Source organism: Paraburkholderia rhynchosiae (assembly GCF_002879865.1).
GTDB lineage: Bacteria > Pseudomonadota > Gammaproteobacteria > Burkholderiales > Burkholderiaceae > Paraburkholderia > Paraburkholderia rhynchosiae.
Genome location: NZ_PNXY01000030.1, coordinates 42,861 through 64,906, shown reverse-complemented (window position 1 = coordinate 64,906; position 22,046 = coordinate 42,861). Strand labels below are relative to the sequence as shown.

The window sequence follows — 22,046 nt, the reverse complement described above, 5'->3', positions numbered from 1 at the left end:
CCTCAGTAATGTCGTTATTCGTCGCAGACGCGATACGCCCGCGGTGTCAATAGAACAGAATCGGTAATCAGTAGTACCAGCTATAGCGTGCGCCCAACACCGTGACGGGGGTGCCGATCTTCGACACGCGCTGGTGTTGCAGGAACAAGGCCACGTGATCGCCGCCGAACACGGTGCCCGCGATGCCCACGTTGAATTGCGGCCCCCAGCCTTGTATCGAATCGTGCAGCAGGCCGACGTCGAAGAAAGGCCGCCAGCGGTGCGTGTACTGTTCGAGCAGATCGTTCCCCGCGCCGAAGAAGAGGCCGTATTGCGTGTAGGTGTCGGGCATGAAGTCGCGCGGCGTTGCCGGTTGCAGCGCAACCGGCAACAGACGCGAAATCAGCCCATCGGCCTGGCCGCTCGCACCATAGCCGCCGTGCGTAATGAGCGCGCGCAGCGTGTAATCCGGGTACTGCGTGCGGATCCGGTAACTCACTTCGCCCGTCGACAAGACGCCGCTTCCCATATAGCTGCGCGCCTGGCTATAGAAACGGTCCGCCTCCACACTGCCCGTGAACGTGATGTGCTGCGTCATGCGATACGTGAAGTCGCCGATCAGGTTGTCCTTCATGCCGCCGACCAGCAGCGCCTGGGTTTCGTCGGCGACCTGATTGCGGCCCGCGCGGAGACCGAGCGTGAGGGCCGAGTTGCGGCCTATCTCGCCCGCCAGATCGAGCGTGTAGAACGAGCTGGATGCAATGCGCCGGCCGCCCGTGATCGTGAACGACGTGTCGCGCGTGCGCCGCTCCCCGTAGATGTTGAGCCAACGGTCCACCGAAGGTACGTTGACGAGCTGCGTGATGTCGGTCGAATGCTGGAAATGCTGGACCGACGTCACGCCGACGAGATAACGCTCGGCGACCTTGCGGCTGCCGGCGAGCGTTGCCTCGACGTAATCGAGCGGATGCTCGACGTAGCTCGTGACATTCGCGTCGATCGATTGCGGCCAGTCGAGCGTCGTCTCCGTGACCCGCGTATGCAGTTCGGTGTCTTCGGGCGCGCCGCCGAGGGCGTCGAACGCAAGCTGCTGCGCGCGATCAGGATGATCGACGGCGATCGTCGCGTCGATGCGGTCGTAGATCGGCAAGCGCGAGCGTTCCTGTTCCAGCAGGCGCTCCATCTCGCCGACGTCGTTCCCGGCAAGGGCGATCGTGAGCCGCGCGTCGGCGGGACGCGACAGGCGTTCGGCATACTGCTGCGCGAGCCAGCGCTTCGCAAGCGGATTGCTTTCGTGCGACAGCGCCCATGCAATTGCGACGTCTTTCGCGACCGCGCCCCGCACTTGCGCGTTTTGCGGCAGATCGGCGCCTTGCATCGGCGCGCCGCCGGGCAGACCCTTCACGTTGCCGATCAGAGTGCGGCGCATTTGCGCGACGTCGGCGGGCGTCGCATGGGTCGCCATCAGGTCGTCGAGCAACGCGGCGGAGACGTCGCCAGTTGCAAATTCCGTCGACAAGGTCACGCGCCGCCCGCGCAGATCGGTTGCCGTTTCGGCATCCTGTGCGGTGCGGCCGCGCATCGACGCGCGTTGTGCGCCGTGAAGCTTTGCGAGTTTCACCTGTTCGTCCTGCAATTGCAGCCACACCTTCTTGCGGATCATCCACGCGAGTCCCGCATGACCAGACTGTTCCTGTGCGTCGGCATAGGTCAGCAGCCACAGCGGATCGCGCGACATCATGCCCGTCTGGCGGCGCAGATATTCGAGCGCGGCGACGGGCCGGTTCAGGCGCATTTCGGCTGCGGCGAACGGCCCCCACAAGGCCGAGCTTTGAGCAGCGCTGCCGCGCCAGCGCTTGAGCGCGGCGCGAAGGTCGGCGTCGCTGCCGTAGTCGACGAGCGTCCACAGATAGGCGGCGCTCACGTCCGAGCCCGCGCCAGGCAGATCGACCGCCCCCTTCAGATCGGCAAGCGCGTTTTGCGGCTCGCCCATCAGGCGATAGTATTCAGCGCGCACGCCGAGCAATGCGGGCGAGGCCTCTGCGGTCTTGCGCTCGTCCGGCGTCAGATTCGCGAGCAGCGCCGCAATGCGGTCCAACGCCTGGGCGTCCAGGTAGTAGTAGATCGCGTCGCGCAATGCACGCGCCGTGTGTTCGCGATGAAAGCGCAATTCGGCGATGCGGCCGGCGTCGATCGGATACGGATCGTAGAAGTCCGTCATTTCGCCGAGGTCCTCGCGCGTCGCCACGCCGCTCGCGAGCAGATGACGATACGCTTCGTTCGCCTCGTCGTCGCGTTGCACCAGTCGGGCCAGTTCGGCGTAGTTGCGCCAAAAAACTTCGTCGTTGTCTTTTGCGCCCGCGCGCGCGGCGGCCAGCGCGGCAAGCGATGCCCGATAGTCGCCCTGGCGATACAGCACGCTCGCGGTGCGCAGCGCGGCCGTGGCGTCGTTCGGATGACGCGCCTGCACTGCACGGTAGGTCGCAAGCGCCTCTTCGTCGTGGCCCGCGCGTTCCGCCAGCCCGCCGATGCGTTGATCGATTGCGTCGCCATTCGCGCCCCGCGGCAGCGAACGCAGGAACGCTAGACCGTCGTCGGGGCGACCGAGGCGTTCGTACGTGGCGGTAACGCTGTCAACAAGCTTCATGTCGCCAGGCGTTGCGCGCGCCTGGTGAACCAGCGCGACGAGATACGCTTCGTCGTCGTTCAGCATTGGCGCGATACGCAGCACGTTCTGCCAGCCGACGGGATCGTTGGATACCTGCGCATATTCGAGCCACGATTTCAGCGCGAGCGAGGGGTCGCGGTTCCATTCGGCTACCTGAGCGAGACGCTTGACCCACAGTGCCGAGCGCGGGTCGCGCTGCACCTGTTGCGCGGCGATTTTTTGTGCACTCGGGAGGTCGCCGGATTCGACGAACGCCTGGAATACGGTGCTTGCGATGCCGGAGTCGGGGGTTGTCGTAGTCGCTGCGGTCGCTGCGGTCGCTGCGGTCGCTGCGGTCCCGACGCGAACGACGTGCGCCCTGCCCGGCTTTTGCGCGTCGCCGCGCATCGCCTCGCGCAAACTCGCAAGCACGAAGCCGCCATGCCGCGCGACGGGTCCGTCCATATATGCGTATTGCGCGCGCTGCTGCTGCGGCGCCGTTCCCCGCTGCCACTCACGCAATTCGTTCGACGCATAGCGCGCCAGCATCTTCGCGTAGCGATCAACGGCTTGCGGACGATTCGCCGCGCGCGCGAGATTCAGCAGCACTACCAGCGTCGCCGGATCGTCAGTGAGCTTGCCGCCACGCGCGTCCGCCGCAGCAAGCGCTTCATCCAGCAGATTGCCCGATTGCAACGCGTGCAGGCCGGCCACGAAACAACGGCGCTGCTCGTCGCGCGTGCGTGCCACCGCTTGCTGACGGAACCAGGCATCGGCAGCCGCACGATAGTCGCCCACTTGCAGCGCGTAACGCGTGATCTGTGTGTCCCACTTCATGCGACCGTCGGGATCGTTAGCCGACAGCCGTGCGTAAAGCTGCATCGCGAGATCGGGTAAGCCGACGCCAGCGGCGCGCTGCGCGAGCCATTCGAGGTCCTTCGGCGCCCACTGCAGCTTTGCTGCTTCCTGCAAATGCACGCGCAGGTCGCTCAGCTCGCGGGCGCGGCGCGGATCGTCTTCGGCAATCGCAAACGTGCGTTGCTCGGCCACCGAAAGACGCAGCATCGTCGCGCTGCGACGCATGTCGTCGGTGCCAAGCGCATCCATGCGCGCGGCGATCCGCTCGGTATCCGCGGTGCGCCCCAGATACGAATACTGCGCACCGAGCAAGGACAGGAACTCCTCGTTATCGGGCCGTCCCTTTGACCATGCTTCGAGATACGCGATGCTCAGCTCGCTGGGCGCGCCGACCGACGCCACGCGCTGATGCAAGCCGCCGCGCGGCGACACACCGTATATCGTCAGCAGCACGACGCCCGCCAGCAGACAGACGAGCCAGGTCGGAGCGATACGGGGACGTTTAGCGCTCACAGGAAATCTCGACGGGCTGATAGTTCACCTGAAGACCGGGGGAGGCCGGCGTATCGAAGCGCAAGCCAGCACCGTCGCGATGGGTAGCGACGGGACGTCCCGCGACGCTCACGCTGCAGCTCCCAGCGTGGGCGAGCCTGACGAACGGCTGGTAGTAGCCGCCGAATTCGAACGACATGCCGTTTGCGTCGCGCCTGAAGTTGCGCACGAAGCCGTTGGCTTCGGCGATGTAGGGCAATGCGCTCGCCTTCGAAAGCGCTCCGGTGGGGGTATCGCGGACATCGGCACGGTTGAACGACACGCGCGCGGCGCCGTCCGCGATGTGGATATAAGTGCCGTCCGGGCCGGACGAATAGCCGGTGACACCGGCCGACGCGTGCAGATCCGGTGCCGTCGACAGCGGCCAGTGCAACTCGCGCACTTCGCCGTTGCCGCGCACGATCCAGTCGCCGTCCGCGCGCTTGGGCGCATTGGCATCCGGATTCGCGTCGACGTCGCCACGCACGGCGCGCGCGACCGCGAACGAGCGCCAGTCGAGCACCTTCTGCGTGTAGTCGGTCATCTGCACCGGCAGCACCGATTGCCTGAGCACCGCGGTGAAAATCTGGTCGAGCGCGCGCAGCGAGGCGACCTTCGTGCCGCTGTACATGTGGTAGTACAGGTCGATAGGCTTGAAGCGCAGCGGCTTGTCCGTCATGTCGAAGGTTTCGAGCACGCGCGTGAAGCCGTAGAACGGGCCCAGCCAGTCGTTCGTGTAGACGTTCTCGTCCTGATTAGGCGCATAGACCTGGTACGCACCCGGCCCCTTGTCGACGCCGATCGGTGCGATGTTGGTCCAGCTGCTCGCGCTCTTCGTGATGACGGTATCGCCCCCGTTCACGTTCGCGACGCCCGCCGCATAGACCTTGCGCACCACCAGCGCGGGCGGCTTGCAGTTGCCCGGCCATTGCAGGATGGTCGTCTTTTTGCCGGGAGGCGCAAGGCGCGTGTTGATGTAATCGATGGAGCCCGTCACCTCGCGGTCGATGTCGAACGTGTAGTCCGGAATCTCCAGCGAAAACGCGGTGTCGCCGCCGCCGCGGTCCACACGCTGGCCGGTCTTCGCGTCCACACTGCCCCAGTCAAACGGATGCGAGTATGTATGGGTGCCGATTGCGACGTAAGGCAGCGCGAACATCTTGCGCGCGATCTCCTCAAGACGCGGCGAGATTTTCGGGTAGAGACCCGTCGGACCCACTTCGCCCTCGATGACCGAGAGCGTCATCGGCACCTTGTAGCGCGTAAAAATCTGCTGATACAGCGCTTCGCCCGAATAGTCTGCGCCGGGAAATTCGGCACGCGACGCGAAACCGTCTCCGTCGACGTGCGACATGAAGAGGCGCCGCCCGTTCTCCGTGGTAACGCTCGGCGACGGCATCTGCTGTAGACGCAATGCAGCGGCAAGGAAGGAGATCGGCTGAATGGCCCAGCGTTCCTGGTCGATGCCGTTGAGCGACACGACCGTGTACGGGCTCATCGCAAAGCCGCCCCATGGCGTGATCGCGACCGGGTCCACCGTCGCCTGACCGCTCTTCACGCGTAGCAGCGGCCGGCTCGCAGCGCCCACCTGAACGCCCGTCAGATCGCGCGGGCCGAGCTTTGGATCGATCTCGAAGCCGATCATCGGATCGCGCGAGACGACGTCCACTTTGTCGCTGAACGGACCCGGCACTGCTTGCAGATCGAGCGCGCGTCCTTCGTCCTCGGCCGCGTCGAAACCGAACTGGCCAAGAAATGCGACGGGAATGTGCGAGGCGACGCGCGCATCGACCCACCTGCGCCACACAGCGCTGTCCTGCGTGCTGCTGCCCTGCAGCCATGCAACGACGCCGGCGTAGCGGTCGGGCGTGACGTCGTCGGGAAGCGTGCCGTTGACGTTCGCGTACTCCACGTCATAGCCAAGATAGTTCAGCGGCATTGCCAGATCCCGCACGCCGGGGGTTTCGTCGAGCAGCAGGTCGCCGCTGGTATCCTGGACGACGAGCACCTTACGCGGCAGCACCTCGATTGCGCCGATGCCGACCACACCGCGCGCCACGTCGGTCACGTAGGGCGTGACGCCCGCCGCCACCACCTGCGCGGCCGTCTTGCGCGCGCACGCGCGGTCATCCGCGGGGCAATATTCGATCGACACGACGGGCACGCCCGTCTGCCGCATGAATGCTTGCGCAGCGGCGACGCGCGCCGCGCGGTCGTCTGCGGAAACGACGGTCTGCCCCGCACCGTTCGCGCTCGCACCGCTGACGAGCGACGGACCCACCACCGCATACAGCGCTTGCGCATGCGGCGTCGCGAGCGTCAGCGCGTCAGCGCCGCCGACCACGATTCGCGCGTCCGGGTGAACCGCGCGGATCGCGCCGATCGATGCAAGCGCTTGCGGCGTGTCCAGCAGGAAGCCGCGATAACCGCGCTGCCACAGCGGCTCGATCTGGCTCGGGACGAATGCAGTGGGCGTGCTCGCCGCGGCATCCGCATGGGTGCGCGCGAGCCATACGGTATGGCGCAACGCATGGGCGGTCGGATCGAAACCGTGCGACGGATCGACGACGACGGCATCGAAGGCTTGCAACAGATCGACCGGCACATTGGGGCCGTCGAAAAACGCGAGATTGACTGACGGCGAGGGACGCGGTTCCGCAACGCGCGCTTCTGCGTGCGCTAGCGGCTGCGCGGCCACCGGCGCGGATCGGGGTTGCGGTTGCGTCGACTGAGCGTTCGCACTCGCGCAGGCGATGGCGAGCGCCGCAAGGACAGCGCGTTCCGACATGCGCATGAGGCGCGGCTGAGCCCGTCGCCGCTCGAGACGCGTCGGTCCCGGCTCGCCGCCTGGTGCGTCGCGAAGCGCCCGCCTCGCTCCACCTATCGTTTGAATCCCCAATGGCATGTGATTTTCTTCTTGGTTTATTGCTCTTTTACCGACTCACGTTGAACGCAGCTTTTCTTTGGGTTTTACCGCAGCCCGCCGGAATTGACCGCCCCTTTTTGACACGCTCTCCGTCGACCTTTACAGCGGCGTACAAAAATACCGCTGGAGCCCCTCTGCCCGTTAATAGTCGCCTCGCGTCCAGGCTGCGCATTCTAATGGCTCTTTTTTTAAATTGCACGAGCATTCTCGGCAAGAAATTTTCACCCACAATGGTCAAAGATGGACAAACCTGAACTAACTCGCGCGCTACTGCGCCGAGTACGACTCCGCAAACGTTTTACGTCCTGCAACCACTCCATTTGAAGCGCGTTGGATTTGACAGCAATTAACAATTTGCGAAACGACTTAACCGTTTCGTGACCTGATCCCGCCAGATTAACCGGGCAAAGTTAGCTCCGCGCCATACGGTGCCATAAAGTGCAAACTGGAAATTATCGCGGTCGCGGTGTGGCCCCCGAGCGGCGGCGGACTCGATGTGGCCTTCGACGCGGCTTATCCGCAGCGAGCCAGGCGCGTCGCGGCCCACCGCTTCCCTCAGCGGCACGGAGTCAAACTGGCTTTAACGAGAAATCGCCTCGGACATGCGCTCTCACTCCTATTATCCGGCTCGACCTCAAGAAATCGCGGACGGATTCCGGCATTCGTTATTTCATAAAAATTTCACATACGCAGCTCGAGTCCTAACTATTGGATCGACCTTATTTCTTCGAGAATCGTGAAACTGGATTCGCGATCGCGACACGCCGCGGATGGCAGTACGTCTTGCGCGCATTCTGGTCTGATTTTCCAGGCACTGGGCAAGCAGCCGCAGTGAGTTTCCGCTGAGGCTCGCAAAAATGATCCCACAAGCTCGGGCGGCTTTCATATTGACGGGGTGGCTATTACATCCAACTGACGATCTTTCAAGTCAGCCGCGCAGCTTATGACGGCTCACATAACTTCCGCGCCTTAGATTATGTAATTCGAAGGTTTATCGGCCCGCGCAAACGTTATCATCAGCGGAAATTCCTTTTCCTGGCTATCAAGGGCGCAGCGGCGGGTACGGTTTGGCAGCAATTCATTGCAAGATAGATGGCTGACGCATGGCAGTCAGGTGACGATGGTTGTTGCAAAAGAGACAACTGCGCGAGTCTGGCTCATGCCGGCCGCTGCCGCGTATCCCACACGATCCGTGGACGATATGCATGGGCACAGCTATTGCTCAATCTCGCTCGCCGGCAGATCGCTCGTCCAGGCTTGCAACGCCAGCGCGAGTCGCCGTTTTCAACCAGCAATTCATCGGTGGGAGGCCTCATGCTTCGATACGCTGCAATCTTCTTCGTCATCGCTATCATCGCCGCGGTATTCGGCTTTGGCGGCATCGCCGCCGGCGCATCCGAGATCGCCAAGGTGCTGTTCTTCATCTTCGTGGTGATTTTCCTCGTCACCTTGCTGATGGGCGTGATCCGGCGCTGATCGCCGAATTGACTGTGTGAACGGAGGACGACCGCCCCGGCGCGCGTGCCAGTGACACGTTGCAATACTTGCCACGGCGTATTGCAATAGTTGCTGCTCCCGCTGGGGTTTCCCCGCAATGCAGCAGGCGCAATGCTCTACGCAAGCTATCAGTTTTTCGCGCCGGTTCCCTTCGACGTTTCCCTTCGACGTTCCTCTGCATCCTGCGTCCGCATGAACGTCAGTCCATCGACGGCAGCAGAGGCTCGCTCTCGCGCAAGCCCAGATGCAGTTCCTCACACAGAAAACTCTGCAACGTATGCACCGCAGCCGCCTGTGTGCCCACCACTTCGCGCATAAAGAGTCCGAAGTCCGCAGTGGGCGCATCCGGCAGGCCATCGGCGCGACCGAGAATCTTCATGGACTCCGAACGAATATTGCCTTCGAGCAATACCGACACACCGAGCCCCGCTTCAACCGCCGACTGCACCGCCGGCAAGCTCGTGCTCGTGCACACGATGCGCCACGCGATGCCCGCGCGGCGCAGCGCCGTCAACACATTCTGCTGCCACAAGCACGGGCCGCCGAACGCGACCACGGGCAAGGCCGTCTGCGCTTCGCGGTTATAGCCGCGCGCGCCAATCCAGAACAAAGGCTGCGTCCACGTGAGCAGTGGCGCCGCGTCCACCAGCGCCGGATCAGCGACGACCACATCGAGACCGCCGTCCGCGAGGCGCTTCGACAATGTGGCACTACTGTCCACGACGATCTCCAGCGCGACCCGCGGATAAGCAATCGAGAAGCGCCGCAACGCACGCGGCAAACGGCCCACCGCGATGTCCTCGAGCATGCCGAGCCGCACAGTGCCGGAGACTTGCCCCGCGCTCAGCGCGCGCCGTGCATCCGCGCCTGCGCCGAGGATGGCTTGCGCATAGGGCAGCAGCAGATGCCCGGCTTCGGTGAGTTGCACGCCGCGTGGCGAGCGGTCGAGCAGGCGCTGGCCGAGGTCTTCTTCAAGGCGGCGTAATTGCATGCTCACCGCCGCCTGAGTGCGCGCGAGGCGGCTCGCGGCCACTCCCACCGCGCCCGCCTCGGCAACGGTGACAAACGCGCGAAGCAAACTGCTGTCGATGTCACGGGTCATCACGATTCCTGAAGCCGGCATAAGAAATATCAACTTATCTTAGTAGCGCACGAGCCGATAAGATAGCGTGACCATTCCCCATAAACCGCAAAAGACACCATGCAGCACACGACGATCAAGCGCGCGATCGACCCGGCGCACACCACCATGAAGCCGGCGAGCGCCGCAGCCGGGGCGGCGCTGCTGTGCATGCTGTCGATGTCGAGTGTGCAATTCGGCGCTGCACTTTCCGCCCCGACCATGGCCGCTTACGGTTCGCTCAGCACGACGTGGCTGCGCCTGAGCTGGGCCGCACTGGTGCTCGCGGTGCTGGTGCGTCCGCGGCTTCTCGCTTATTCCCGTGCGCATTGGGTCGCCGCGGGCGCGCTCGGCGCCGCGATGGCCGGCATGACCTTATGTTTTTTTGCGGCGCTTCAACGCATCCCGCTCGGCCTTGCCGTCGCGATCGATTTTCTCGGGCCGCTGGCAGTCGCGACGCTCGCTGTGCGCCGCGCACGCGCGCTGCTGTGGCCCGTGCTGGCGATTGCGGGCGTCGTGCTGCTCTCGCGCGATCGCGCAGGCAGGATCGGCGAACCGCTCGGCGTATTGCTTGCATTGGCAGCGGCGTTAGGCTGGGGCAGCTACATCGTGCTGATGAAAAAGGCCGGCAAGCTGTTCGTCGGACTCGAGGGCCTGTCGGTTTCATTGATTGCAGCGGCGCTCATCGCCACGCCTTTCGGCCTCGCGGAGAGCGGTCTGCACATCGCGCCAGGCCAACTCGCGGCAACGGCGGGCCTCGCGATACTCGTTCCGCTATTGCCGTATGCGCTCGAAATGGTGGCGCTGCGTCATATGCCGGCAGGTTCGTTCGGAATCCTGATGAGCGTCGAGCCCGCTATCGGCGCGGTGGCAGGCTTCATCGTATTGCATCAGCCGATGGGCGTTTTGCAGATCGTGGGGACATTGCTGGTGGTTGCCGCGAGTGTCGGCGCGGTGATGGCCGCGCGCTAGGCAACGCAGCAGGCAACGCGACAGGCAGCGCATTGGCCGCTAGGCCATATTCTCCGCTTCATACAAGCGCCGCCCTGCGGCATCTTTTGCGCCGACGATCGGCTCGAAGGCGATCGGCCATTCAATGCCGATATCCGGGTCGCTCCACAAGATGCAACGCTCGAGTTCGGGAAACCAGTATTCGGTCGTCTTCCACAGACATTCGGCGACCTCCGAGAGCACCACGAAGCCATGCGCGAAGCCCGGCGGCACCCACACCTGCCGATGGTTTTCCGCGCTCAAATATGAGCCGCACCATTTGCCGAAGTTCGGCGATTTGAGCCGCACGTCCACGGCGACGTCGAATATTTCGCCCACCACGACCTGCATGAGCCGCCCTTGCGGACGCTGCACCTGATAGTGCAGCCCGCGCAGTACGCCATGCACCGCGCGCAGATGCCGGTCCTGCACGAAGTCGAAACCGCGCGCGATGTCGTCGACAAACTCGTCGGCGCTGAAGCTCTCGTAACAGAAACCGGATTCGTCGCCAAACACCTCGGGTTCGATGAGTTTCACTTCCGGCAGTGCCGTTGCCAACACCTGGTTGCCCATGCCACTGTGCCCGTAAGAGACTGCCCGAACAAAGAACAGGATGCCGCCGCGCGCTCGGCGACGGTTGAAGGCGTGCCTCCATTCCAGGCACCGCTTGGCTATCAGGGTTCGGCCGCAGCGAGCCGGCTGCGTGCGCGATATTCCGTGGGCGACAACGCCATGCGCTTGCGGAAAATCTTCGCGAGGCGGTCGCCGTTGCCGGTGCCGCTGCGCCGCGCGATCTTGTCGACCGGCAATTCGGTTTCGGTCAAGAAGTTGCATGCGATGCGCAGCCGCACCTGCAACAGATAGTCCGACGGCGTGACGTGCATTTCATTCTTGAAGCGCCGCAGAAAATTGCGCTCGCTCATGGCGGCGACCTGGGCGGCGTCGGCCACCGACACAGGACGGTCGCAGTTCGCTTCCATCCAGCGCGCCGCCGCGCGGATCTTCTCGGCGACGCTGAGCGTGCCGCCTTCGGCCGGCAGCGGAACCCACGTCGCCGCCATGCCGGGCATTACGCGCTCCGCGACGCTGCGCGCAAGCTCGGCGCCGAGATCGCGCTTGATGAACATCAGCGCGCTGCGGGCGCAGTCGTTGCGGTCGTTGGACGCGCTGAGTATCGCGTCCGTCGCGCTACGACCATAGCGGCCAATCTGCAAGACTTCCGGGTCGCCGGGATTGGCGGCCTCGAGCACGAGCCGCCCTTCGCCGATGGTTTCGATCGCGCGAGTACGTGCTTGCACCGAGCGCAGCCAGGTGAGCAGACGCGGGTCGTGGGCGGCCTCGTGCGCGCCGTGTCCCCCGGCGACGAACAGAACGTCGAAGCCGCTTCCATAGCGCGTGTCGATGCGGTCGGTCCAGATCCGTGCGGCCGACGAACTCGGCACACTGCCGCCGTCCAGCGACAGAAACTGCACTTCATACGGCGGCTCTTCGCCTGGCCGGGCGCCCGAGAGCTCGTTCGCGGTCTGGAACATTTCGACGACCGTGCCAGGGCCGAGCAGCCAGAAACCGTCGAACAGCAGCACGCCGATTCGCCGCGCTGCGGTACGAACGTTGACGGTTGGCGTATGCAACCAGGTGACCCTCGCAGTATCGACGTGGATGTGAGACATGGTCTTCCTCAAAATGTCTACGTGGTTGGACGAGGACGCGCGTCCGCCTGACGATATCGATGATTGATAATCGCGATTCAAACTTTCGGCAAACGCCGCTTCACGGATTATGCGTGATGTTATCCGAATGAATCCCATTAGTAAATTTGAAAACGCCTGTAATAGACGCGCGTTTAAAGTATGAAGAAATCGATTCTCGTTTGATGTAAGTAATATGTAGCACTGGGGCGAAAAGCAGCGGAAAAACATACCGGGTCGTCCGAGTGGGCGCTCGGAGAACCGCGTGCACTGGCCCTTCCCAGCCGGCGGCGGATACAGGCATCGAATAGGGCCGCGCTCCGGTTTCTGAGCGAGCGGAAATGTTTCAAAGGTGAACACGCCGGCGCGCCACAATGTCCCTTTTAATTCGATTTTCTATTCGCAAATCGGCAATTCCCCGCCGGCCTATTGGCAATTGCGCTGCGGGCATTATATTTCGATGATTATCTCTTTATGCACAGCTTTCATGCCCGCGGAAAATGTTTCGGATTTGAAACGTTGCACGCTGATTCATCTGATTTAATCCCATTGTAAGGAAGCGGGCTTCGCCGATGGTCAGACGATTAGCTGGCGTTTTTGCAGTGCGGCGGGCGCGTGTGGTTTCGCGGCGCAATTTGGCGAGTGCAGGCTGGCTGCTGAGGGCGCTAGCCGCCGCACACGTCACGCAAACGGCGGGAACGGGGACAGGGGGCGACGCGTGCACGGCGCGCGCGTGTTGCACCGTCGCACTCCTGCACGGCCCGCACGGCCCGCGTTAGTCAGCAACAAGCCGGACTTGTGGCGCTCACAAAGTCAAATGGAACGATTTCAGCAGAATACCCGGCAATTGCATGCCGCCTGTCCCACGCTCGCCCCAAGTCCAGTCGCTCAACAGCAATTCGGCCTGCGCGCCGATCCGCTCGAGTTCGCTGCCAAGCAGACGATACAGGCTGTCGTCGAAACGCATGGCTTCCAGCGGCGCAACGATCTGCCCGTCTTCGACCCAGAACGTCGCGAAGCGCGTCATGCCGGTGAGGCGGCAATTCATCCGGTCCGAGAAGTTCACGTACCACAGATTGCCGATGTAAAGCCCCGTGCCGAGTTGGGCCAGAACGTCGCCTTCCGCCAGGTCGCCGCCCTGCATGGCAAGCGCCGTAGGCGATTCTTCCGCGAGTGCGCCGTTTGGCGCCAAGCCATATTCCCGCGCACTGCGCGCGTTGGTCAGTTGCCCTGCGCTGCGGCCGCCATTGACGAGCGCAACGCTGTCGCGCAAATAGCCGTCGTCGTTGAAGCCCGGCGTAATGCCGAGATTCAGTTCTTCGCCGATTGTCACGCGCGGGTCGAGCGCAATTTCTCCCGTGTGCAGCTTGTACAACTCGCTGCGCGAACTGGCCTGAGCACGCGCCGAAAACCCGCGCCAGGCGGTGACGCCGAGCAGTTCGGCAAGCGCCGCTGGCGCGAGCCACGCGCGATAGCGCCCCGGCGCCAGCACGCGCGGCGTGCGAGAGAGCACCGTGAGGCGCGCGGCCGCCTGGTCGACTTTTGCCGCGAATACAGCATCGCTCCAGTCGTCGCCGGCGTAAGTGGTTTTGATCGCGCGGCCGCTCGGGTCGTACAGCGACCAACTGAAACTGAAATTGTCCACTTGATACCAGCCGCGGCTGCCGCGCGTCGACGCGAAGCCGCGCACGATCGTGCCGCCCGCGTAAAAGCCCACGAAATCGAGCCCCTGCGCGCATTCCGCGACGACACGCAACAAGCCTTCCGGCTCGGGCAATTTGCCGGAACGCTGCGTGGAGCGTTGCCATGCGGATGTGTCGAACAGCAGATGCGGATCGTCGGCGGCATCGCGCAGACCGTCACGCAACGTAGCGAGCGCGGCGCTCACGTCGTCGACGTCCTGTTGCAGATCGCCGCGTACCGTCAGCGTGGAATACGCCTGACGCGCGCCGTCGATCAGACGCAAGGTCAGCTTGCCTTGCGACACCGTGCCGGCTTGCCGCACCTTGCCTGCGTTGAAGCGGATGAAATCGGACTGCTCGCCGGCGAACGAACTGAGCGTAGTTTCGCCGCCTTGCTGAAGACGCTCGATCGCGTCGGCGAGCGACGTGAAATACCGCTGCCAGTCCGCCGAGTGCGTGGCGCGCGATGACATGAAGTGGCTCATCATGCGCCTCCGAATACGTCGACATTGCTGAACACGCAAGCCGGCGACGCGTGTCCGACGCGAACGATCTGCGCCGGCTCTCCCTTGCCGCACATCGACGTGCCATACACTTCGCGCGTGGCCGCGTTGCCGACCGCGCTGAGGCTGCGCCAGAAATTCGCGGAAATGCCGCGATAATTCGGCTGCTTGACGATATGCGCGAGCTTGCCGTTTTCGATCAGTTGCCCGAATTCGCAACCGAACTGGAATTTGTTGCGATGGTCGTCAATCGACCAGGAGGTGTTCGTGCGCATCAGAATGCCGTGTTCGATGTTGCCGATCATCTCGCTGAGCGAACTCTTCCCAGGCTCGATGTTCAGATTCGCCATGCGGTCGATCGGCGGCCGGTTCCAGCTCGACGCGCGCGAATTCGCGACACCCGGCATGCCCGCGCGTTGCTGCGAAAGCGCGCCGCCGAGCGGACGTTCGAGCACGCCGTTGCGAATCAGATATTCCTTGTGGGCTTCGGTGCCGTCGTCGTCGAATGCGTAGGCTGCGGCTTCTTCACGCAACTCCGGGTCGAAGGTGACGTTCAGCAGTTCGGATCCGTAGCGATAGGAGCCGAACATGTCGGTCTTCACGAAACTCCAGCCCGCGAAATTGCGCTCGTCGCCGAGAATACGGTCCAGTTCCAGCGGATGTCCGATCGACTCGTGAATCTGCAACATCATCTGGTCGGGCATCAGCAGAAGATCGCGCTTGCCCGACGGGCAGTTCGGCGCGGCCAGCAATTGCAACGCTTCCGTGGCCACGCGCGCGCCCGAGCCCTCGAAGCCGAAGCGCGCCAGCACTTCCATGCCGCCCTGCCCGAGCGTGCCGTAATTGCCGCCGAGGGTGCGCGTCTGAGTGTCGCCATTCGCATGCGCGACCACGCTCAATTGCGGCATCACGAAACGGAATCGTTGATCGATACGCACGCCGTCGCCGGTCATGTAAAGCTGATCGGTGTGGATGATCTGCACCGCCGCCACCCGCTCGACGATGCGTGAATCGAGATTCGCGGCCGCGCATTCGGCACCCAGACGATCGAGCCACTCGGCGCGGCCCGGCAACGCATGCTGCGCATTCGGCGACACATACTCCCCGCTCGCCGACGGACGCGCCACCTCGCGATGATCGATCAATGACAACGCCGCCATCGCTGCGGCGCGCGCGGTGGCGAGATCGAGCGCCTTCTGCAAACCGGCCGCCGACAGATTCGCCGTCGCCGCGTAACCAGCTCCCGCGCCGACCCACGCGATCAGCATCGCGCCGCGATCGCGCACCGTGCGCAGCGGCTGCGCTATGTCGTTGCGAATCTCATGATCGTCGATCTGTTCGTCGACAATGCGCAGTGACCAGAATGCAGCGCGGCTCGTAAGCGAGCGGGCGGCTTGCGCCCAACGTTCATCGATCATTCAAGCTCCGTATGGCAACCGATGCGGAAACCGCACTACCCGTTTGTACCTTCGCCCGCCTCGACTGGCGCAGCGCCCGAAGCACCCGCACCAGCGCTTGCCGCGCGTGCGACCACCGGCTTCAACGCGGCCCCCGTGTGGCTCGCCCGCACTTGAACAATTCCTTCCGGGTCTGTAGCAGCGACGATCGTTCCGCCACCCACGCCACCTTCGGGCCCCAGGTCGATGATCCAGTCCGCCTCGGCGATCACATCGAGATCGTGCTCGATCACGACCACGCTGTGTCCACCGTCAGCGAGACGATGCAGCACGCGGATCAGCTTCGCGACGTCGGCCATGTGCAAGCCGACGGTCGGTTCGTCGAGCACATACAACGTATGCGGCGGCTTCTGACCGCGCCGCGTAATGTCGTCGCGGACCTTGCTCAACTCCGTGACGAGCTTGATGCGCTGCGCCTCGCCGCCGGACAAGGTAGGCGACGGCTGACCCAGCGTGAGGTAACCGAGCCCCACGTCTTTCATCAACTGCAAGGGATGCGCGATGTTCGAGATCGGCGCAAAAAACTCGACGGCTTCGTCGATTTCCATGGTGAGCACGTCGCCGATATTCTTGCCGCGCCACGTGACCGCGAGCGTTTCCGGATTGAAGCGCTGCCCGTGACAAACATCGCAAGGCACTTTCACGTCCGGCAAAAAGCTCATGCCGATGGTGCGCACGCCCTGCCCTTCACAAGCCGGACAACGGCCTTCGCCCGTGTTGAACGAGAAGCGCGACGCCGTGTAGCCGCGCGCCCGCGCTTCGAGCGTACCGGCGAACAGCTTGCGAATCGCGTCCCATACGCCGATGTAAGTTGCAGGACACGAACGCGGCGTCTTGCCAATCGGCGTCTGGTCAACTTCGAGCACACGGTCGATGGTTTCCCAACCCGTGATCGAATCGCAGCCCTGCCACGTATGCGTGACGTTCAGCGGCGCTCGCGGCGCGCTGCGTGCGAGCACACTCGAGCGGCGGTTCGCGGCCGGCTTCTCCGCCGCCGCGGCGCGCGCGCGCCTCGTGGCCGGCGACGACAACACCGACCGACCGACTGCGTCGAGCAGATTGGCCATCAGCACGTCGCGCGCGAGCGTCGACTTGCCCGAGCCGCTGACACCCGTCACCGCAACGAGCCGCGAAAGCGGAATTCCCACGGTCACGTTGCGCAGATTGTGCAGCTTGCCGCCATGCACGGTCAGCCAGTTCTCCGGGACCGCCGCGGCGCGTTTGCCCGGCGCAACCACTTTGCGGCGCGGCTGCAACGGATGCACGATGGGCGTTGCCAGAAACTGCCCGGTCAGCGATTCGGGTTGCGCGGACAGATCTGCGACGCTGCCCTGCGCGATCAGTGTGCCGCCGCGCTTACCCGCGCCCGGCCCAATATCGATGATGTGATCGGCACGCCGGATCGTGTCCTCGTCATGCTCGACGACCACCAGCGTATTGCCCTTGTCGCCGAGCTTGCGCAGCGCGTTCAACAGAATCTGATTGTCACGCGGATGCAGGCCAATGGTCGGCTCATCCAGCACATAGCAGACGCCTTGCAGGTTGCTGCCCAGTTGCGCGGCGAGCCGGATGCGCTGCGCCTCGCCGCCAGACAGGCTCGGCGCCGCGCGGTCGAGGCTCAGATAACCGAGCCCGACTTCTTCGAGGAATTGCAGACGGCTGCCGATTTCGCTGACCACGTCGCGGGCGATCTCCGCGTCGCGGCCGGTCATCTGCAAGCTCTCGACCCACGCGCGCGTGCCGGATACGGTCCATTGCGCGACGCCCGTAATGGCGTGCGCGTCGAACGTGACCGCGCGCGCCGTTGGGTTCAGACGCGTGCCCGTGCAATCCGGACACGGTTCGTCGACGAGACCTTCGGGTTCCTGTTCTTCGGACGGCAAGCTTTGTTCACGGCCGCGATTGTCGTCGACGACGATCGTATCGTCGTACGCGGCGCGTTGTTCACGCGTGAGCGCGAGGCCCGTGCCGACACAGGTCGTGCACCAGCCATGCTTGCTGTTGTACGAGAACATGCGCGGATCGAGCTCGGGATAGCTCGTGCCGCACACGGGACACGCCCGCTTGGTGGACAGGACTTTCACGGCGCCGAGCTTCGCAGTAGGCAGTCCGCCGTTCATCGCGTTGTGCAAGCCGTCTAGCGGCGCAAGCAGATGCATCACGCCCTTGCCGACTTCCAGTGTCTGATCGAGCGCCTGGCGCAGCTCCGCTTCGTTGTCCGCCGACACGATCATGTCGGTCACCGGCAATTCGATGGTGTGCTCGCGGAAGCGGTCGAGCTTCGGCCACGGGTCCACCGGCACGAACTCGCCGTCCACCCGCAGATGCGTATTGCCGCGCGCTTTCGCCCACTTCGCGAGATCGGTGTACACGCCCTTGCGGTTGACCACCAGCGGCGCGAGGAATCCGACGTGCTGCCCTTTGTGGTCGCGCAGCAACTGCGCCGCAATCGACTCGACGCTCTGCGACGTAACCGGCGTGCCGTCATGAATGCAATGCTGCAAGCCAAGCTTCACATACAGCAAGCGCAGGAAATGCCACACCTCGGACGTGGTCGCCACGGTACTCTTGCGGCCGCCGCGCGACAGACGCTGCTCGATGGCGACCGTCGGCGGGATGCCGTACACGGCGTCGACTTCAGGCCGCCCGGCCGGCTGCACGATGGAGCGCGCATAGGCATTGAGCGATTCGAGATAACGACGCTGCCCTTCGTGGAAAAGAATGTCGAAGGCGAGCGTGGACTTGCCCGATCCGGACACGCCGGTGATCACGTTGAACTTGCCATGCGGAATGTCGACGTCCAGCGCCTTCAGGTTGTGCTCGCGCGCGTTGACGATACGCACCACGTCCTCGCCTTCGATAGCCCGCCGCGCCCGCGCCGCGCTCAGCGCCTTCTGCAACGGAATGCCTTGCGAAGCTGCCTCGGCGTGTTCCGCCGCCGCGCCCATCGCGCGGTCGTATTGCAACAGTGCCTCGCCTGTATGCGATTCCGGACAACGCTTGACGTCTTCCGGCGTGCCGGCGCACAACACGCGGCCACCGCCGTCGCCGCCTTCAGGACCGAGATCGATCAGCCAGTCGGCCGCGCGAATCACGTCGAGATTGTGCTCGATCACGATCAGCGAATGGCCGCTTGCCAGCAGCTTGCCGAATGCCTGCATCAGCTTCGCGATGTCGTCGAAATGCAGGCCCGTGGTCGGCTCGTCGAACATGAAAAGCCGTTTGGCGACCGCCTGCTTCGCGCCGCGCGCGGTGCGCGCCTGCGCGGATTCGGCGAGAAAACCAGCCAGTTTGAGCCGCTGCGCCTCGCCGCCCGACAGCGTGGGCACCGGCTGCCCGAGCTTTACATATTCGAGGCCGACATCGACGATCGGCTGGAGCACACGCAATACTTCGGCATCCCTGGCGAAATAGGCAGCGGCTTCGCTGACGGTCAGTTCCAGCACGTCCGCAATGCTCAACGCACGCGCCGGTTCGCCGCGTTCGATCTTCACTTCGAGCAGTTCCGCGCGATAACGGCGCCCGTCGCAATCCGGACAACGCAAGTACACGTCGCTCAGGAACTGCATTTCGATGTGTTCGAAACCGGAGCCGCCGCACGTCGGGCAGCGCCCGTCGCCGGAATTGAAGCTGAACATGCCGGGGCCATAGCCGCGTTGTTGTGCGAGCGGCGCCTTCGCGAACAGCTTGCGGATTTCGTCGAACGCGCCGACATAGCTGGCCGGATTCGAGCGCGCGGTCTTGCCGATCGGCGACTGGTCGACGAACACGACGTCGTTCACCTGGTCCGCGCCGGTCAGGTTGCGGAATGCGCCCGGCGACTCCGTGGCGAGACCGAAGTGCCGCGCCATGGCCGGATGCAGCACGTCTTGCAGCAAGGTCGACTTGCCCGAGCCAGACACGCCCGTCACGCAGACGAGCCGCTGCAACGGAATCTCCACCGTGACATCGCAAAGGTTATGTTCGGTCGCGCCTTCGAGCACGATGCGCGGCGTGCTCGCATCGACCGGACGCTGTGACCAGTGCGCCGCGTCCGCCACGTGCCGGCGGCCGCCGAGGTACTCGCCGGTGAGCGTGCCCGACGAGCGGATCGCCTCGGGCGCGCCGTCGTAAATGATCGAACCGCCGCGCTCGCCTGGTCCCGGCCCCATGTCAATCAGACGATCCGCCGCCAGCATGACTGACGGATCGTGCTCAACCACCACCAGCGTATTGCCCGCGTCGCGCAGACGATGCATGGCTTCGACGATCCGGTTCAGATCGCGCGGATGCAGGCCGATGCTCGGCTCGTCGAGCACGAACAGCGTTTTGGTCAGCGATGTGCCGAGCGCCGTGGTCAGGTTGATCCGCTGCACTTCGCCGCCCGACAACGTGCGGCTTTGCCGGTCGAGCGTGAGGTAGCCGAGGCCGACGTCGCACAGGTATTTGAGGCGCGTGCGCACTTCGGCGAGCAGCAGCTTGAGCGCGTCGTCGAGCAAGGCGCTCGGCAAACTGATTTCGTCGAAAAAGCGGCGAATGCGCTCGATCGGCATCAGCATCAGGTCATGCACGGTCAGGCCGGGCAGTGCTTCGAGTTGCGCGCGGTTCCATTCGACGCCGCGCGGCATGAAGCGCTGGGCGGGCGTCAGCACCTGGTCCGCATTCGCCCTGGTGCCGAGGCGCCACAGCAGCGATTCCGTTTTCAGACGCGCGCCGCCGCAGGTTTCGCACGGCGTATAGCTGCGGTACTTCGACAGCAGCACGCGGATATGCATCTTGTACGCTTTCGATTCGAGATACTCGAAGAAGCGTTTCACGCCGTACCAATGGCTTTGCCACTTGCCGTTCCAGTCCGGCGAACCGTTGATCACCCAGTCGCGCTCGGCATCCGTGAGTTCGCCCCACGGCGTGCCGCGGCGGATGTCGGCCTTCGCCGCGTAGCGCATGAGGTCGTCCTGACACTCCTTCCACGCGGGCGTTTGCATGGGTTTGATCGCGCCGTCGCGCAGCGTCTTGCGCGCGTCGGGAATGACGAGGCCGAGGTCGACGCCGATCACGCGGCCGAATCCGCGGCACACGTCGCACGCGCCGTAGGCCGAATTGAACGAGAACAGCGCCGGTTGCGGATCAGCGTAGCGCAGATCGCTCTCCGGGCTGTGCAGGCCGGTGGAAAACCGCCAGATTGGCGGCTCGGGTTGCTGCGCCTCGGGCGCTTGCGGCACTTCCGGAGCGCTCGGCAGCACATAAATATTGACGCGCCCGCCGCCGCGCTTGAGCGACGCCTCGATCGCCTCGATCACACGCTGTTTGTCGGCCTGACGCAAGCGGAAGCGGTCAGCCACGACGTCGAGCAGCTTGCGCTTGCCGGTGGGCGAATCGACCTCGCGTTGCGCCTGTACCCGCGTATAGCCGCTCGCCGACAGCCATTGCTCGACTTCCTGCTCCGATGCGGACTCCGGCAATTCGACCGGAAACGTGACGACGAGCCGCGGATCGTCTTCTACGGTGCGCTCGAGCAGGTCCGCGTAGATGGTCTCAGGCGTGTCGTGGCGCACCTGCCGCGCAGTCTTGCGGTCGAACAGTTCGGCCGCGCGAGCGTAGAGCAGCTTCAGATGGTCGTTCAGCTCCGTCATGGTGCCGACGGTGGAGCGCGAACTGCGTACCGGATTGGTCTGATCGATCGCGATGGCGGGCGGCACGCCGTCGACCCGGTCGACTTGCGGCCGGTCCATGCGATCCAGAAACTGCCGGGCGTAGGCGCTGAAGGTTTCGACGTAGCGCCGCTGCCCTTCCGCATAAAGCGTGTCGAACACGAGGCTCGACTTGCCGGAACCGGACGGGCCGGTCACGACCGTCATTTCGCCGGTTCTTACGTCGAGATCGACGTTCTTGAGGTTGTGCTGGCGCGCGCCGCGAATCTTGATAATGCCGTTGGATGACAATTTTTCGACCATCTGAATGAGTGGGCCACCTCTCACGGACGCCTCGCGACCGCGCAAGTTCAGTGCAGCGGGCGGTGACGAAGACATGCCGAAGGCCCGCCGGCAGTGGAACACTATACTGTATATCTATACAGTTTTCCACGAGCCGCGCAGATCACATCATGACGGCCCGAGCCGGGCGTGGCCGCGCGGCAGTCAGCGCATGGCATCACCGCTCAGGCCGCAAGCCACGCAGCGCAAGCACCAG

At 64.1% G+C, this 22,046-nt stretch carries 10 protein-coding genes; 2 read left to right on the top strand and 8 right to left on the bottom strand.

Features of this window, described 5'->3' with window-relative positions:
• Positions 1 to 67 precede the first annotated feature (67 nt).
• Entirely contained in the window at positions 68 to 3,997 is a 3,930-nt protein-coding gene (locus C0Z16_RS29750; RefSeq protein WP_102635625.1) for a tetratricopeptide repeat protein, read from the bottom strand.
• Positions 3,987 to 6,809 carry a polysaccharide deacetylase family protein gene (locus C0Z16_RS29745; protein ID WP_407070707.1) on the bottom strand — a complete coding sequence of 941 codons (2,823 nt, stop codon included), beginning with the start codon at positions 6,807 to 6,809 and terminating at the stop codon, positions 3,987 to 3,989. The genes C0Z16_RS29750 and C0Z16_RS29745 overlap by 11 nt, the downstream gene beginning before the upstream one ends.
• 1,446 nt (positions 6,810 to 8,255) lie before the next feature.
• Here C0Z16_RS29745 and C0Z16_RS29740 point away from each other — a divergent pair.
• Complete coding sequence (locus C0Z16_RS29740) at positions 8,256 to 8,417, top strand: DUF1328 domain-containing protein (protein ID WP_102635623.1); 162 nt, start codon at positions 8,256 to 8,258, stop codon at positions 8,415 to 8,417.
• Positions 8,418 to 8,637: 220 nt separating this feature from the next.
• Here C0Z16_RS29740 and C0Z16_RS29735 read toward each other — a convergent pair whose 3' ends face one another.
• Positions 8,638 to 9,540 carry a LysR substrate-binding domain-containing protein gene (locus C0Z16_RS29735; protein ID WP_102635622.1) on the bottom strand — a complete coding sequence of 301 codons (903 nt, stop codon included), beginning with the start codon at positions 9,538 to 9,540 and terminating at the stop codon, positions 8,638 to 8,640.
• Positions 9,541 to 9,639: 99 nt separating this feature from the next.
• On the opposite strand from C0Z16_RS29735, the gene C0Z16_RS29730 reads away from it, so the two are divergent.
• A complete protein-coding gene (locus tag C0Z16_RS29730) occupies positions 9,640 to 10,530 on the top strand; it encodes an EamA family transporter (protein ID WP_102635621.1) in 891 nt (296 codons plus the stop codon).
• 39 nt (positions 10,531 to 10,569) lie between these two features.
• Here the strand turns inward: C0Z16_RS29730 and rfbC are convergent, their stop codons facing one another.
• The 5 genes from rfbC to uvrA all read right to left on the bottom strand — a co-directional run bounded on the left by rfbC (position 10,570) and on the right by uvrA (position 21,811).
• The gene (gene rfbC / locus C0Z16_RS29725; RefSeq protein WP_102635620.1) at positions 10,570 to 11,121 is read right to left on the bottom strand and encodes a dTDP-4-dehydrorhamnose 3,5-epimerase; all 552 of its coding nucleotides are present in this window, start codon (positions 11,119 to 11,121) and stop codon (positions 10,570 to 10,572) included.
• 101 nt (positions 11,122 to 11,222) lie between these two features.
• Positions 11,223 to 12,218, bottom strand: a complete 996-nt coding sequence (locus C0Z16_RS29720; RefSeq protein WP_102635619.1) for a GlxA family transcriptional regulator — start codon at positions 12,216 to 12,218, stop codon at positions 11,223 to 11,225.
• Between the two features lie 823 nt (positions 12,219 to 13,041).
• The gene (locus C0Z16_RS29710; RefSeq protein ID WP_102635617.1) at positions 13,042 to 14,403 is read right to left on the bottom strand and encodes a metallopeptidase TldD-related protein; all 1,362 of its coding nucleotides are present in this window, start codon (positions 14,401 to 14,403) and stop codon (positions 13,042 to 13,044) included.
• Positions 14,403 to 15,839 (bottom strand): TldD/PmbA family protein, encoded by a 1,437-nt coding sequence (locus C0Z16_RS29705; RefSeq protein ID WP_102635616.1) that lies wholly within the window; start codon positions 15,837 to 15,839, stop codon positions 14,403 to 14,405. Before C0Z16_RS29705 ends, C0Z16_RS29710 begins: the two co-directional genes overlap by 1 nt.
• Before the next feature lie 35 nt (positions 15,840 to 15,874).
• The gene (uvrA, locus tag C0Z16_RS29700; RefSeq protein WP_244201402.1) at positions 15,875 to 21,811 is read right to left on the bottom strand and encodes an excinuclease ABC subunit UvrA; all 5,937 of its coding nucleotides are present in this window, start codon (positions 21,809 to 21,811) and stop codon (positions 15,875 to 15,877) included.
• Positions 21,812 to 22,046 lie beyond the last annotated feature (235 nt).